At 34.1% G+C, this 13,656-nt stretch carries 16 protein-coding genes; 10 read left to right on the top strand and 6 right to left on the bottom strand.

The genetic code is table 11. From position 1 onward, the window contains the following. Positions 1 to 29: 29 nt before the first annotated feature. From NsoK4_RS03210 to speY, 6 genes are all read left to right on the top strand, one after another. Entirely contained in the window at positions 30 to 2,228 is a 2,199-nt protein-coding gene (locus NsoK4_RS03210) for an ATP-grasp domain-containing protein (RefSeq protein WP_249111132.1), read from the top strand. Continuing rightward, positions 2,218 to 3,849 carry a gamma-glutamyltransferase family protein gene (locus NsoK4_RS03205; protein ID WP_211688059.1) on the top strand — a complete coding sequence of 544 codons (1,632 nt, stop codon included), beginning with the start codon at positions 2,218 to 2,220 and terminating at the stop codon, positions 3,847 to 3,849. The genes NsoK4_RS03210 and NsoK4_RS03205 overlap by 11 nt, the downstream gene beginning before the upstream one ends. After that, positions 3,850 to 4,629, top strand: coding sequence for an N-formylglutamate amidohydrolase (locus NsoK4_RS03200; protein WP_211688057.1), 780 nt, complete (start codon positions 3,850 to 3,852; stop codon positions 4,627 to 4,629). It abuts the gene before it with no gap. 44 nt (positions 4,630 to 4,673) lie between these two features. Continuing rightward, positions 4,674 to 5,693, top strand: coding sequence for a hemolysin family protein (locus tag NsoK4_RS03195; RefSeq protein WP_211688055.1), 1,020 nt, complete (start codon positions 4,674 to 4,676; stop codon positions 5,691 to 5,693). Positions 5,694 to 5,725: 32 nt separating this feature from the next. Next, positions 5,726 to 7,369 (top strand): magnesium/cobalt transporter CorA, encoded by a 1,644-nt coding sequence (gene corA, locus NsoK4_RS03190; protein WP_211688053.1) that lies wholly within the window; start codon positions 5,726 to 5,728, stop codon positions 7,367 to 7,369. Positions 7,370 to 7,451: 82 nt separating this feature from the next. Beyond that, positions 7,452 to 8,552: a deoxyhypusine synthase gene (speY, locus tag NsoK4_RS03185; protein ID WP_211688051.1), complete on the top strand. Its 1,101-nt coding sequence runs from the start codon at positions 7,452 to 7,454 to the stop codon at positions 8,550 to 8,552. Here the strand turns inward: speY and NsoK4_RS03180 are convergent. After that, entirely contained in the window at positions 8,549 to 8,761 is a 213-nt protein-coding gene (locus NsoK4_RS03180; RefSeq protein ID WP_211688048.1) for a hypothetical protein, read from the bottom strand. The genes speY and NsoK4_RS03180 overlap by 4 nt on opposite strands. Before the next feature lie 17 nt (positions 8,762 to 8,778). On the opposite strand from NsoK4_RS03180, the gene NsoK4_RS03175 reads away from it, so the two are divergent. After that, the gene (locus NsoK4_RS03175; protein WP_249111131.1) at positions 8,779 to 9,156 is read left to right on the top strand and encodes a MarR family transcriptional regulator; all 378 of its coding nucleotides are present in this window, start codon (positions 8,779 to 8,781) and stop codon (positions 9,154 to 9,156) included. Here NsoK4_RS03175 and NsoK4_RS03170 read toward each other — a convergent pair. After that, on the bottom strand, positions 9,138 to 9,524 hold the full coding sequence (locus tag NsoK4_RS03170; RefSeq protein ID WP_371816014.1) for a cyclophilin-like fold protein: 387 nt from the start codon (positions 9,522 to 9,524) through the stop codon (positions 9,138 to 9,140). The two genes, NsoK4_RS03175 and NsoK4_RS03170, sit on opposite strands and share 19 nt — an antisense overlap. 52 nt (positions 9,525 to 9,576) lie before the next feature. On the opposite strand from NsoK4_RS03170, the gene NsoK4_RS03165 reads away from it, so the two are divergent. Together NsoK4_RS03165 and NsoK4_RS03160 are read left to right on the top strand one after the other, a co-directional pair. Then, positions 9,577 to 10,077 carry a DNA-directed RNA polymerase subunit K gene (locus tag NsoK4_RS03165; protein ID WP_249111130.1) on the top strand — a complete coding sequence of 167 codons (501 nt, stop codon included), beginning with the start codon at positions 9,577 to 9,579 and terminating at the stop codon, positions 10,075 to 10,077. 55 nt (positions 10,078 to 10,132) lie between these two features. Then, positions 10,133 to 10,444 (top strand): DNA-binding protein, encoded by a 312-nt coding sequence (locus NsoK4_RS03160; RefSeq protein ID WP_211688043.1) that lies wholly within the window; start codon positions 10,133 to 10,135, stop codon positions 10,442 to 10,444. Here NsoK4_RS03160 and NsoK4_RS03155 read toward each other — a convergent pair. Beyond that, the gene (locus NsoK4_RS03155) at positions 10,441 to 10,857 is read right to left on the bottom strand and encodes a transcriptional regulator (RefSeq protein ID WP_211688041.1); all 417 of its coding nucleotides are present in this window, start codon (positions 10,855 to 10,857) and stop codon (positions 10,441 to 10,443) included. The two genes, NsoK4_RS03160 and NsoK4_RS03155, sit on opposite strands and share 4 nt — an antisense overlap. 110 nt (positions 10,858 to 10,967) lie before the next feature. On the opposite strand from NsoK4_RS03155, the gene NsoK4_RS03150 reads away from it, so the two are divergent. Beyond that, positions 10,968 to 11,909 carry an asparagine synthase C-terminal domain-containing protein gene (locus NsoK4_RS03150; RefSeq protein WP_211688039.1) on the top strand — a complete coding sequence of 314 codons (942 nt, stop codon included), beginning with the start codon at positions 10,968 to 10,970 and terminating at the stop codon, positions 11,907 to 11,909. On the opposite strand, the gene NsoK4_RS03145 is transcribed toward NsoK4_RS03150, so the two are convergent. The 3 genes from NsoK4_RS03145 to NsoK4_RS03135 all read right to left on the bottom strand — a co-directional run bounded on the left by NsoK4_RS03145 (position 11,906) and on the right by NsoK4_RS03135 (position 13,649). Next, positions 11,906 to 12,049: a YHS domain-containing protein gene (locus NsoK4_RS03145; RefSeq protein WP_211688037.1), complete on the bottom strand. Its 144-nt coding sequence runs from the start codon at positions 12,047 to 12,049 to the stop codon at positions 11,906 to 11,908. The genes NsoK4_RS03150 and NsoK4_RS03145 overlap by 4 nt on opposite strands. 55 nt (positions 12,050 to 12,104) lie before the next feature. Continuing rightward, positions 12,105 to 12,473 carry a DUF6659 family protein gene (locus tag NsoK4_RS03140; RefSeq protein ID WP_211688035.1) on the bottom strand — a complete coding sequence of 123 codons (369 nt, stop codon included), beginning with the start codon at positions 12,471 to 12,473 and terminating at the stop codon, positions 12,105 to 12,107. A gap of 75 nt (positions 12,474 to 12,548) precedes the next feature. Next, on the bottom strand, positions 12,549 to 13,649 hold the full coding sequence (locus NsoK4_RS03135) for an aldo/keto reductase (protein WP_211688033.1): 1,101 nt from the start codon (positions 13,647 to 13,649) through the stop codon (positions 12,549 to 12,551). Positions 13,650 to 13,656 lie beyond the last annotated feature (7 nt).

Below are 13,656 nucleotides of genomic sequence, written 5' to 3'. Positions count from 1 at the left end.
AGTTTTTTAACTTGTTTCAACTTTTGATTGTGTTGAAAATAGCTATAGTGTATAACAAAAAAACTATTGATGAAAATGATGTCATCAATGTTTTCGGAATGATGACAAAAGAACACTATAGTCCAAAAACAGTGGAAAAAGTTGCAAAAGCATTAGAAAAAGGAGGACACTCTGTCAAAATAATCGAAGGAGGAATGAATTTCATTGACGAGATGAAGGATTTCATGCCAAGAGTCGTTACAGGTGAAAGACCAGGAATGGTATTCAATATGGCATATGGAATTCAAGGACAAAACCGTTACACTCATGTTCCAGCAATGCTTGAAATGTTAGGAATACCTTATGTCGGTTCAGGCCCTGAAACACATGCAGTTGTACAAGATAAAGTAATGACAAAAATTGTGCTCCAAAAGAACAATATTCCTACGCCGGGTTTTTGGGTGTTTTCCACTCCAGATGATCAATATGAAGATCTAATTTTTCCCGTGATTGTAAAGCCAAAAATGGAATCAACATCAATGGGAATGGAAGTTGTAGATAACTGGAAAGACCTCAGAGAAGCGGTTGCAAAACAGATAGAAAAATTTTCACAAGATATTCTAGTAGAACAATTCATACCAGGAAGAGAATTTGCAGTAGGATTGCTAGGAAACGGTTCCAATGTAGAGATTTTACCAATTGTAGAAATCGATTTAGGAGGGGATCCAAACAAGATTCAAACAATTACTGAAAAAAAAAGTAGCCCATTGGACAAAATCTGTCCTGCAAAATTAACAGATGATCAGAAAAAAGAAATCAAGAAGATTTGTCTAGAATCTTTTCGTAAATTAGGCTTGAATGATTTCGCTCGAGTCGACATTAGAATGGATGAAGAAGGAAAAGTTTACATTTTAGAATTAAATTCGATGGCAAGTTTAGGAGTTACTGGATCTTATTTTCATGCAGCAAAAGCTGCAGGATACACATACGATTCACTAGTAAACAAAATTTTAGAAGTAGGCGCAATGAGATATTTTGGGGAATCTTATCTTCACCCACAAGAAGAATCCCAGGAACAAATAGAAGCACAACCATTAAGGACAATAATCAGAAGTTTTCTTAGGAGTCATTTAACATCAAATGAAAAAATGTTAGAACATATGGTAAACATCAACTCTAGCATAACCAACATAGAAGACATCAACAAGTTAGGTCAGTTTATTTCCAAAAGACTAGAGCATCTAGGATTCAATTCGCAAGTGTATCATGAATTTGATGTGGGCAATATCATATATCTGAAAAACCACAATGCAGAAGAAAATGATGTTTTGCTTTTAAGCCACTTAGATACTTGGTATGACAATAAGGATTTCACACCGTTTTACAAGGTAGGAAATCGACTTTTTGGCTCAGGCATTGCAGAGAGTAAAGGAGGCATAGCTGTTATGATTTCAGCACTACAGTCATTGAGATTTTCTAGAAAACTGAAAAAAATCAAGTGTGGAATCATATTGACATCAGATGACTTTCTAGGTGGCAAATATAGTAAGAAACTTGTTCACAGCATATCGGAAAATTCAAAATACATCATGGACCTAAAGTGGGGATTTCCAAATGGAGGTGTCGCCACATCTTGTTCAGGAGTAACACGATACCAAATTGATATGATTCATGTTAGACGACATGATGAATCTATAAAGGACGTCATACCTGAAATGTGTAGAAAAGTAATCACATGGAAAAAAATTTCTCATGATCATCACGACGCTAGGATTACGATATCAGATTTTAATGCAAAAACATCATTTGGTAAAGCACCAGATTACGGAAGATTGTCACTTGAATCAAGATATGCAAACACAGAACAAGGGAAAATGTTTGATTCAGAAATCAGAAAGATTGCAAAAAAGAAAACAGATTCTAAAATAGACACACATTTGCTAAAACATGTTGTAAGAGAGCCTGTAGAAAAAACAGATAATATAGAGCAATTTTTTTTAATAATTCAAAAATTAGCAAAGCAGTCTGAAATAAAAATAAAATCAGAACACCGCTTTGCAACATCCAGTATTTGTGACGTAATGGACGATAAACCAATAATTGGGTCGATGGGTCCAATCGGAAGTGATCATAGAACTCCAAACGAACACATTCTTCGAGATAGTTTGATAGACAGAGGGTTGTTATTAGCACTTACTTTAAACAAATGTGCAAAACTTTCCAACGAGGAAGCAAAAAATGAATCTTGAAAAAATAGAAAAAACATTCACACCGTCACTTGACAAAAAAGCATCAGTTTCAAAACAGGGAATTGTATCCAGTGCATTCCCGGATGCAACAAAAGCAGGGGTTGAAATGCTAAAGAAAGATGGGAATGCAGTCGATGCTGCATGTGCCACAGCATTAGCTCTTGGTGTATGCGAACCTCAGGCGTCAGGAATAGGAGGTCAATCAATGGCCATTTTACATATTAACAAAAAACCCATTGCAATTGACGGCTCAAGTAGATCACCATCACTTGCAAATTCATCAAGATTCTCAAAGAAACGTTCAAGGTTAATAGGGTACAGAGCAACGACTGTACCCAGTACACTTGCAGTTATCGGGTATTTGCATGAAAGATACGGGAGATTAGAATGGCAGAAAATAGTTGCCCCATCAATTAGAATTGCAAAGAGAGGATACAAAATCACAAAACTTCAGCACAATTTACAAGTAAGAGAATTGGAAAATTTTTTCAAAGTTAAATCAAAATCAGGAGCAAAATATTTTCTCAAAGACAGTCTTGTGCCATATGATATCGGGGATCGATTTGTTCAAGAAGAATTAGCCGAAATGTTAGAAACAGTATCATCACATGGATATCGATCTTTCTATCACGGGCAGATTGCAAAAAAAATTCATCAAGACATGATAAACAACAAAGGATTAATCAGAGAAGAAGATCTTTCTTGGATTCCAGAACCAATAGAGAGACCAACAATTCATAGAGCATACAGACATTTTGTAGTTCATACCCCTCCACCACCAGCAGCTGGAAGAACACTATTGTTGGTTTTAATGATGTTAAACCACCTACCATCAAAATTTCTTAGGAGTTCATCTCCAGAATCATATCATTTTGTAGCTGAAACTTTCCGTAAAGCATTTCTACACAGAGTTCAGCGTCCATTTAATCCACACACATATCATCAAATTCAAGACAAACTACATCTCCAGAGATCATTTGCCAAACAATTATCAGAATCAATTAGCAACAACATGGATGCAACACTGCCAATGGAAGAACCAGAATATATTGGGGGTGAAGACACAACCCATCTTTCAACAATGGACAAAGATGGGAATGCAGTCGGGATTACACAATCAATAGAATTAGCATACGGTTCAAAGGCAGCTGCGGAAGGATTTGGGTTCCTTTACAATAATTACATGTCTGCCTTTGAATACAAAAACATGAATCACCCATATTATATTAGACCAAATTCAAATCCATGGACTTCAGTAAGCCCAGCATTAGTATTTCATGACAACAGATTATGGATGGTTATTGGCAGTCCTGGAAGCCAGAGAATATTTTCTGCGATAAGCCATTTTCTATCAAGGATTATCGATGGAAATTTGCCAATGAATGAAGCAATTCAAAGACCACGATTTCATTGTTCAATTTCAGGAATCCTAAGCATAGAAGAAGGAGGGTTTAATGAAAACACAGTCAATTATCTAAGTAGTATTGGTTACAAAATTTCTAAAAAAGAACGTTTTTCATTTTATCACGGAGCAATACATGCAACAATGAAATGTCAAACTCAAGATGGATTTCAAGGAGTAGCAGAAGTAAGAAGAGACGGAACATCTGAAGGAATATAAATGAAAAAACTTCCAATCCTACTTTCCATTCCACATGGAGGAGCAACAAAGCCAAAAGAGATCATAAACAATCTATGCATAACTGACAAGGATCTCTTTAACGATTCAGACCCATTTGTAATAGAGATTTATGATTTGAAGGACAAAGTAAAGAAAGTAATAAAGACAGACATTGCAAGAGCATTTGTTGATCTTAATCGCGCACCAGAAGACTTACCGCCAAATAATCCTGACGGAGTAATTAAAAGTTCAACTTGTTATCAAAAACCAATTTATTCAAAAAGAAAAGAACCAGATGAAGAATTAAGAAGAGTATTGATTGAAACATATTACAAGCCATACCATAAATTAATTTTGAAAAGTATCAAAGACAAAGATCTAAAACTATGTTTGGATTGTCATTCTATGGCAGCAGTTGCTCCAGATATTTCTCCAGACGGAGACAAAAAAGAACGGCCTCTTTTTTGTATTTCAAATCAAGATGGCAAAACAGCGTCAAACGAAATGATTAATTTTTTAGCAGACTGTATTTCAAAATCATTTTCAATTGAAAGAAAAGAGATTTTCTTAAACGACCCTTTTCAAGGAGGATATATTACAAGAACATACGGAAACAATCCCATTCCATGGATACAAATAGAGATGAACAGGAGTCTGTATTTAAATAAACCATGGTTCAATGAAACCAAAAGAATAATCGATCCATCACACCTCAAAAAATTAAACAAAAATTTTGAAAAATCATTAGAGTTGTTTTGTTCTCAATATTTTCAACAATGAAATTCAAAAAATCATTTAACTTCTCTCAAAGTAAATGCCAGTAGTTGGAACTTGTTCAAATTGAGATAATTCTCATCGTAATTCTCATAGGATTATATGCATTATTCAGTGGTTTAGAAATTGCAATCGTAGGAGTTAGACGCTCAAAAGTAATCAGGCTTTACAAAAAGAAAGTTCCAGGAGCATCTCCACTTTACAAACTAAAGATGAATCCAGGAATGATGACTGCCAGTGTAAATCTTGGAAATACATTGGTAAATGTTGCATCTTCAATACTAGCTGCCGATGTTGCAATAAAATTACTAGGGGATCAAGGGGTAGGAATAGCAATAGGAGTGATGACATTTGTAATTTTGTTATTTGGAGAAATTCTCCCAAAAACATACTCTAATGTAAATCCAGAAAAAATATCACTAAAATTTTCAGGAGTGCTTTTAGTATTTACCTATTTGATGTACCCATTTGTAAAAATTTTAGAGTTAATCATCAGAGGAATATTGAGATTTTCTGGAGGTCACATAGTAAAGCCAAGACCAATTACTGAAGAAGAAATCAAAGAAGTGGCAGAACTAGGATATGAAGAAAAAGCAATCGAAAAAGAAGAATTTGAACTGGTTAGAAATGCATTAGAATTTGATGATCAGCCAATCAAAGACGTAATGACTCCAAAGAGCCAAATTTTTTCACTTGATGGAGAACTAACAGTATCAAAAGTGATCTCAGAGATCAAAGAAAAAGGATTTTCAAGAATTCCAATTTTTGAACAGACATCAGAAGACATTATAGGAATAATACACATTTGGGACATCTCACATCTACCAGAAAAAGAATACAAAAATACCAAATTAAAGCAAATTGCACGAAAACCATTTTTTGTAAATTCAAAGAACAGAATCAGTAATTTGTTAGTAGAACTAAAGAAGAAGGATCTACATATGGCAATTGTGCATGATAAAAATAACAAAACAGTGGGACTTGTCACAATAGAGGATCTATTAGAAGAAATTGTGGGAGACATCATGGGAGAATCAAAGCAGCAAAGCCAGCCTGAGACAAAATCTTAGTTTTTTAACATCCAGAATCATCATAAAACAGATTGAACAGCACTGTAGGAATTATAATTAATCGGCTCTCAATAGGATTTCTTTTTGCATTCATATATCAAATCGTAGTGGCAATTGCTACATCAATTTTGTCAATTCCATTAACAGGTAACATATCAGATCTTTTTTTAGGTCTTGAAAAAGCAGATTCAGAAGGAGTATTACTGATTACATGGTGGATAATATCAACAATCATCATAACCGGAATAGCTTTGTTGATTGTAAAAAATAAAAAATTTTTCTCTCCGTATAGGAAAGAAGAGAATATCAACATCCCGCCAAAAATTTCAATTGTAACTGCAATTGTCATAGGTGCAATAATTTCTGTAATGTTTTTCTTAACAGATACAATCATAGGGTTATTCATCCCACAGAACACAGCGGCTGATGTTCAGGCAATTTATGAATCTGCAATCGAAGGAAATTTCATTCCATTTTACTTTAGCATAATATTTTCAATAATCACAGGGTTCATCATAGTTGGAGTATCATCTAAAATTGCAAAAGTTTCAGAAATTACAAAGGAGTTTGGAGTTAGTGACATCACACGAATTTCAAAAATCCTCAGTAAAAATAAATCAGAAAGAACAACAATAGCAGATACAATAGGATTACGACCAGGAGAATTAGTTCACATAGGGGAAAGAAAAGTTGAAAAAATCAGAATAGATTTAATCGAATATGATAAAGAAAACATCTCTGAAGAACAAGATACAACAATTGAAAGATGTTTAGAATCAAAAGTAAAATCCAATGTATCGTGGATAAACGTAATCGGAATACATGATCCAGAAATTATCAAAAAATTTGGAGATGCGATGGAATTACATGCCCTACATCAAGCAAACATCATGAATACAGACCTTAGGCCATCAATTGAAACATCAGAAGAGTATATTTTCTTGATGTTAAAAATGCCACATTTTAATGAAGAAAAAGGTAAAATCGAACTGGAGCAAATTTCATTCATATTATCTAAAGATCACATTGTTTCTTTTCAAGAGATAGAACAAGACTTTTTTGAACAAATCAGAAAAAGAATAAGAGATAACATAGGAACAATCAGACAAAGAAAGAGTGATTATCTAACATATGCACTACTTGATGCAGTCGTAGACAGTTATTTTTTGGTGTTAGAGAAAATTAGTGATATTTCTGAAGGGTTAGAAGATGAACTTATGACAAACCCCACACCAAAGACACTGCAAAGCCTCCAATTACTAAAAAGGCAGATGATTTTACTTAGAAAATCAATTTGGCCTGCAAGAGAAGTACTAGACAATCTACAAAGAAGCACCAATGAGCTGATACAAGAAGAGACCAAAACATATCTCAGAGATTCCTATAATCACATTGTTCAAGTAATAGATACAATTGAAGGATTACGAGATGTCGTAGGAGGAATGCTAGACACTTATCTATCAAGTGTTAGCAATAAGATGAATGAAGTAATGAAAACATTGACTATAATTGCATCAATCTTCATTCCAATCACATTTGTGGCAGGCGTATATGGAATGAATTTTCAACATATGCCCGAATTGTCATCACCTGTAGCATATCCATTGGTTCTAATTTTAATGTCAGTTATTGCATTTGCGTTATACGGCTATTTTAGAAAGAAGAAATGGGTTTAAGACATTATATTTTTCAAGTGTAAAATTAAATTTTAAAAAACCAATCACAAGCAATATTTACTCGGATTTTTTATTTGACAAAGTGGACCCACACAAATTTCATGGTAAAAACATACCTCACATTAAACTAGACCCTAAAATGACAATCGAGCAACTTGTAGATGTTTTTGCAAGTTCAGGATATAATGGAAGGCAGTTAGGAGAAGCAGCGAAATTATTTGCAAAAATGATCAAAGATGATGCAACTATTTGCCTTACAGTTTCAGGTGCAATGACGCCAGTAGGATTTGGAGGAATTATCAAAACATTAATCGAGCGAGGATTCATTGATTGGATTATCACAACAGGGGCAAATGTTTATCATGAAGATCATTTTGCATGGGGATTACCAGTAAAGCAAGGGCATTTTGATGTAGATGATATGAAACTTTATGAGAACGAAATTGTTAGAATTAGAGACATATACATAAAATTCTATGAAACATTAGAAGCAGAAGATCAAATTATTCAAAAAATGTTTGAAGATAAGTTCACTGACAAGCCATTTACAACTGCAGAATTTTGTAATATGATGGGAAAAATAAGTAAAGAAAAAGCAAAGCATCCAGAAAAGAGCTTTATTACTGCAGCATACGAATATGATGTCCCAGTGTACATCTCAACAATGAAGGATTCATCACTTGCGTTAAATTTGGCAGTACATAGACTGCAAAACAAAGTGTATAGTTTGGATTTTGTCAAAGAAATAATAGAGCAGGCATCAATTTTGTATAATTCAAAAAAATCAGGAATCTTAGAACTTGGAGGAGGTGTTCCAAAAAACACAGCACAGCAAACAGGACCATTACTTGACCAGATTTTAAGAAGAGATGACGGAGGACAAGATTACGTAATACAAATCACAGATGCAAGGCCAGACACAGGGGGTCTTTCAGGAGCTACTTTGCAAGAAGGAAAAAGTTGGGGTAAAGTACAAGATGCACATCATGACATGATTACAGTTTATGCGGATGCTACTATTGCATTTCCAATTTTAGCATTGTATGTTCTGAGTAACCAAAAGGCAAGAAAGCCAAAGAGACTTTACAAAAAACTAGACAAGTATTATGAAAAACTTAGCAAAGATTATTTCAAAACTCCGGGAATTACTAGAAGTAAATTAAAGAAAGTAAAAAAGAACTAAAATTTATCATATCTAGCACGTTCTAGATCTCGGTCATCTTTAGATTCTTTTTTGTATTCTTTATAATGATCTTTACAAAGGACTGTTTTTTTACCTGTGGAATTTACACGCAGTCCAGCATTTTCAACTTTAGTAGTATTTAGTGAACGTGTGCCATCCTTATCACAACCTTCAACATTGCATTTAGCTCCTTTTGAAACAATACCCATGATTTGAGAGAGAAGCAATGTTATTTATATTTGAAAATCAATCATTTGTTTTCAGCCAGTTTCAGATTGGTTCATCGTTTATAAGAGGAATATTTTTCAGAGGAAATATGGCAGGAGCTAAAAAACCTAATCAAGAGAAATCAGGTTCTAAAGGAAAGAAAGACAAAGGAGAGGGTGGTTCGCCAAAAGCAGAAATCACAGTTATGGTAAAAGAAGATCAAGCAATGAAAATTATCAAAAATGCAAAAGTTGTAACTATCCAAGAATTAGCAAGACAGACAGGGGTTAAAATTTCTGCAGCAAATGCATTTCTAAGAGATGCAACAAAAAAAGGAACTGTAAAACGTGTTGGCGGTTACAGTGGACATTACATCTATCAAGCAGTCTCCTCATAGAGACAAAAAATATCTCCAGATTTTACATCACCTAATCCTTCAATATTTTCAATAACCTTACCAATTGGAGTCATAGATTTACCAGGTTCAGCATTTCCAATAAAAAAACAGATGCTGCCAGATGAGGGTAAAAATGCAATGTCACCTTTTTTGAATTCCGTTCTTGCTCGCTCAATTCCAGAATCAACTGCTGTCTCAAAATATGCAATACTTTTTCCCAGAAGATGGGCATTTCCTTCTAATGGCAATGATCTCATGATAGTACCAACGGTTCTAGGTGAAAGATGTCGTTTTAGATCACATTTGATCTTTGTTTTCCCCCTAATTTCCAAAATAAGCTGCTTTCGTGAGACTGATGGTGAACTCAATTCGTACTTTAAAAATATTGGATTATATAACGCTTTGAGAACGTTTTGGTACTTGTCTGATGCAAACGAAACTGAGTTAGTAGAGCCTGTTGAAGAGACCACAGATATCGAAGCAGGAGAGGTTGAACCAGAAGTAAATGCTGGATTAAACAAGGCACTGGACACATATAGAAAATTAATTGAGAAAAAAGACGGTAAAGAACCACTAAGTGAGAAAGAACAAGAGAATCTTGAGAAGAGAATTAAAGAAATTGAAAGTAGAGAAGTTGTAGAAACCATCGAAGAACATGAACCAATTGAAATCCCATGTGAAAAAGGAAAAATCACAATAGGACCACCAACATTAACACGATTTGAAAAAGCAAGAATTATGGGTGCAAGGGCACTGCAGCTATCACAAGGAGCACCACCATTTATTCCAATTCCAAAAACTGCAAGAATCTCACTAGACATCGCAATGGAAGAGCTTGAACAAAGAGTGATCCCAATCACAATTAGAAGAGTATTGCCAAATGGCGATTTTCAAAACATCCCAATAGATTATTTTGATTAAGTGGACCAATCGTCGATAAAACTTAAAAGAACAAAAAATTGCTGATTGTTGAATAATGCTCATGGAAGAGACAAAGGAACGGAATGGTCAAGAGCAGATCAAAACTGATGATTCCATTGTTTACATTCGAAACGACCCAGTAATGCAATCAGCTGTAGACGTATTATCCCTATTTGGTCAAAAAGAAAAGATAGTTTTACGTGCTAAAGGAAATTCAATTCCCAATGCAGTAGCAGTTGCAAACATCATAACAGAAAAAATGCTAAAAGGTAATTCAAAAGTTGAAAAAATAAAACTAGACACAGAAAACGAGCCGGGAATTGGAAGAATGTTATCTACAATTGAAATAATCTTAAATAAAATTTAGTAAACGCTACCAGGGCCTTTTAGAAGCATATTTTCACATTCTTTACAGACTTTTTCATCAATGTCAGATTCTAAATTATGATGAATCTCACATATTAGAAGACTTGATTTGATATAATTACAAAGGCCTATGAATTTGGAAAGACTGGATGGAGTATATGCCATGTCAGAGGAAAGGTTTTCACTTAGCTCATCAATTAGTGTTGCGACTTGTTTTTCAGCCAAGAGTTTTGCAATAAGAGAAGGATCACCACGTGTACCCCTAATGTAATTACTAACTGCAGCTTGAGTAACACCCAACATTTTGGAAATTTCATCTTCACGAATATTGTGGTCTTCAGCTAATTTTTTTGCAAGAATAGCTCTTAGAGCAGGGATTAGCGTTTTAGATTCAATTTCAGCTGGGAGTAGCATTAATCCACAAGGATTCGATAAAGGATTTAAAGTTTGCAATGTTTTCATGTAGCGCTAAAAAATAAAAAAACAGGCTAAAATATTATACCGTTGATAAAGGAATAGACTTGTTGGAAGATATTTCCAAAAACCTGTACAAGTTGCTAAAGGAGTCATGTGAGTCCTGTAAATCAAAGACAATTGCGTTATCAGGAGGATTAGATAGTACAGTAATTGCATATTTATTAAAAGAAAGAAAACCAAAAGGAATAGCAGTAATTGCACAAGATTTTGTTGCAAACGATCTTACATATTGCCAAATGGTATCAAAACAATTCGAGATTCCCCTGAAAATCCATAATGTCGATACAGCTGAAATTTTAACATGTATTGAAGAAACGATAAAAATTCTTAGAAATTTTAACGATATTGAGATTCGAAATAATGTCGTAATGTATCTTGCCATGAAATGGATAAAAGAAAGGGGTGAAAAAGGCATCATCACAGGAGACGGGGCAGACGAATTATTTGCTGGATATAGTTTTCTTGTAAAAAAGAAAAAAACAGAACTTGAAAAAGAAATTCAAAGAGTATGTTCTGTAATGCATTTTCCAACACAAGAAATCGGAAAAGCACTTGGAATAAAAGTAGAATCACCATTTCTTGACAAAAAAATTATTGAATTTGCAAAGAACATACCACCAGAATTCAAAGTAAGAGAAGAAGGTGAAAAACGTCACGGAAAATGGATCATAAGAAAAACATTTGAAGAAAAAATTCCAAAACAAATTGCATGGAGGGAAAAATCACCGATGCAAGACGGATCTGGGACAGTTGGATTGACAAATCTTTTTGATTCGATAATTAGTGATGAAAGATTTGAAGAGCAGAAAAAGGAGGTTGAAAAATCAGACGGGGTAGTAATTAGAACGAAGGAATCCATGCATTACTATGAGATTTTTAGAAGAGAGTACGGCAATCCTGCCAGTAAATCAAAGAATGTATGTCCCTATTGCAAACACAGTACAGAAAATTCAAAGTTTTGTAGAATGTGCGGGGCTTTTCCCATCTAGTCATTCTTGTACTTTCGTGGTTTTTTAATGAATATTCTTCTACATCCATTACAACAGAAATAGAATTTTTTTCCATCATGCTCATGTTCAAGAGCTAATTCTTTGTCAAGTTCTATTCCACAAACAGGATCAACTGGCACAGATTTTCCACTAGATGTTTCTATTTATAGATTGAGAAATATCAACAATGAAGAATTAAGATTTTTCAATTATTTCAATAATTTTTTTTGGCAAAACACCATAATCGGCATCAGGTTCAGATACAACGTATAAGATATCCTCACCAACAAGAAAACTAATTGCTAGTGCTCTTTCCCTAGAAGCAAGTGCAAAATTTACAGGACCCAATTGCTTGTCAAACTCTTTTCTCATTTTAACACGCAAAGCAAGTTCCATGAAAATCATTTCATCGTCTTTTTCATTTTCAAGTGGTTCAACATTTTCTTTCATTCCACCTGCAACAAGTCTTCCTCGCTCATTGATTACACCAGCAAATCTAATCTTAGAATCCATAGATTTAATGGAGTCACAAATCTTAGTATAATCATAAATTTTTGAGGACAAGTTACGGAATATCTCCAGCGATCCCTCTTATTAGCTTTTTACAAAAATTCAACATTTGTGAACAAGATGAAAAAATTACGAGGTTAATTTCTTAACTAATGCTAAAAATTCATCTTCAGGAATTGGAGGAATTTTCATTACCTCTAAATTTTCAGATACATGTTCAGGGGATTTATGACCCACCAACGGAGACAAAACACCCGGAGAAGAACGGATAAACTGCAAAGCTCGTAGAGAAGACTTCAAATTGTAAAATTCAGGCATGACACCAGGATTCAACAAACGCCCTTGCATTAAAGGCACACTTGTAAAAACACCAATTCCAAGCCTATGAGCAGATTCTAATATTGAAATTTTTTCTCCATCAAACAATTGATTTTTTGCCAAAAGAGCTTGGTCATAATATAGATTGTAAGGTAGTTGAATGAATTTGAAACCATGGTGTTCGCCGCCAATGTCTTTAGCCATATCAAAAGTCTCTTTTAATGACAGATATTGGGGATTGTCAGATGAAACCCTAAAACATTCCCATGTTGCCATTCCATAGTATCTTATTTTTCCTTCGTCTCGTTTCCTTTCAAAAAATTCAAAAGAATTTTTTAGATTTTCTAAAAAATTTGCCTTCGATGTGTCTTTTATCTGTCCTTCCACAGCATTATGTAGATACATTAAATCAATGCAATCAAGGCCTAAATTCTTCATACTACGATTAAGTTGATCTTCAAGATAAGGTATCGTCATACAATGATATCCAGATGTTATGTCTCCTTCTTTTATAACACCTTTTGAGGCATACTCATTTTTTACATATTCCCAAAAATCTTGTTTTATGTCAGCGTCATTTGTGACATATCCGTTTTTAGTACTTACAAAAATTTGATCACGTGAAATTTTTTTTTCTTGTATTAGTTCAGAGATCGCCTTTCCTACTGCACGTTCTGCTTTTTGTGCCCTGTAATTAATGGCAGTGTCAACAACATTAATTCCAGACAAGATAGATTTTTTTAATGCATTTTTTACAAGAGTGTCAGTATTATCATCAGCATTGCCAAGGTACGTTCCCATTCCAACATTAGACAATGTTAGTGAATCAATTGTTTTAAAATTCGATATTAATGCATCAGAGTTTTCTGCAAATCTTTTTGTACCTTCAGAAGTGGCAAATCCAGAAATCATGTAAAAA

Origin of the sequence: Nitrosopumilus sp. K4 (assembly GCF_018128925.1) — an archaeon.
Classification (GTDB): domain Archaea; phylum Thermoproteota; class Nitrososphaeria; order Nitrososphaerales; family Nitrosopumilaceae; genus HKST03.
The sequence above is the reverse complement of the archived record's forward strand: the minus strand, read 5'-3'. Positions and strand labels throughout refer to the sequence as shown.

What these genes read in the sequence shown, in the direction of transcription:
- NsoK4_RS03205 (WP_211688059.1), top strand. Translation starts at nt 2,218, where the DNA reads ATGAATCTTGAAAAAATAGAAAAAACATTCACACCGTCACTTGACAAA.
- NsoK4_RS03155 (WP_211688041.1), bottom strand. Translation starts at nt 10,857, where the DNA reads ATGCTACTCCCAGCTGAAATTGAATCTAAAACGCTAATCCCTGCTCTA.
- NsoK4_RS03175 (WP_249111131.1), top strand. Translation starts at nt 8,779, where the DNA reads ATGTTATTTATATTTGAAAATCAATCATTTGTTTTCAGCCAGTTTCAG.
- NsoK4_RS03200 (WP_211688057.1), top strand. Translation starts at nt 3,850, where the DNA reads ATGAAAAAACTTCCAATCCTACTTTCCATTCCACATGGAGGAGCAACA.
- NsoK4_RS03160 (WP_211688043.1), top strand. Translation starts at nt 10,133, where the DNA reads ATGCTCATGGAAGAGACAAAGGAACGGAATGGTCAAGAGCAGATCAAA.
- NsoK4_RS03135 (WP_211688033.1), bottom strand. Translation starts at nt 13,649, where the DNA reads ATGATTTCTGGATTTGCCACTTCTGAAGGTACAAAAAGATTTGCAGAA.
- NsoK4_RS03180 (WP_211688048.1), bottom strand. Translation starts at nt 8,761, where the DNA reads ATGGGTATTGTTTCAAAAGGAGCTAAATGCAATGTTGAAGGTTGTGAT.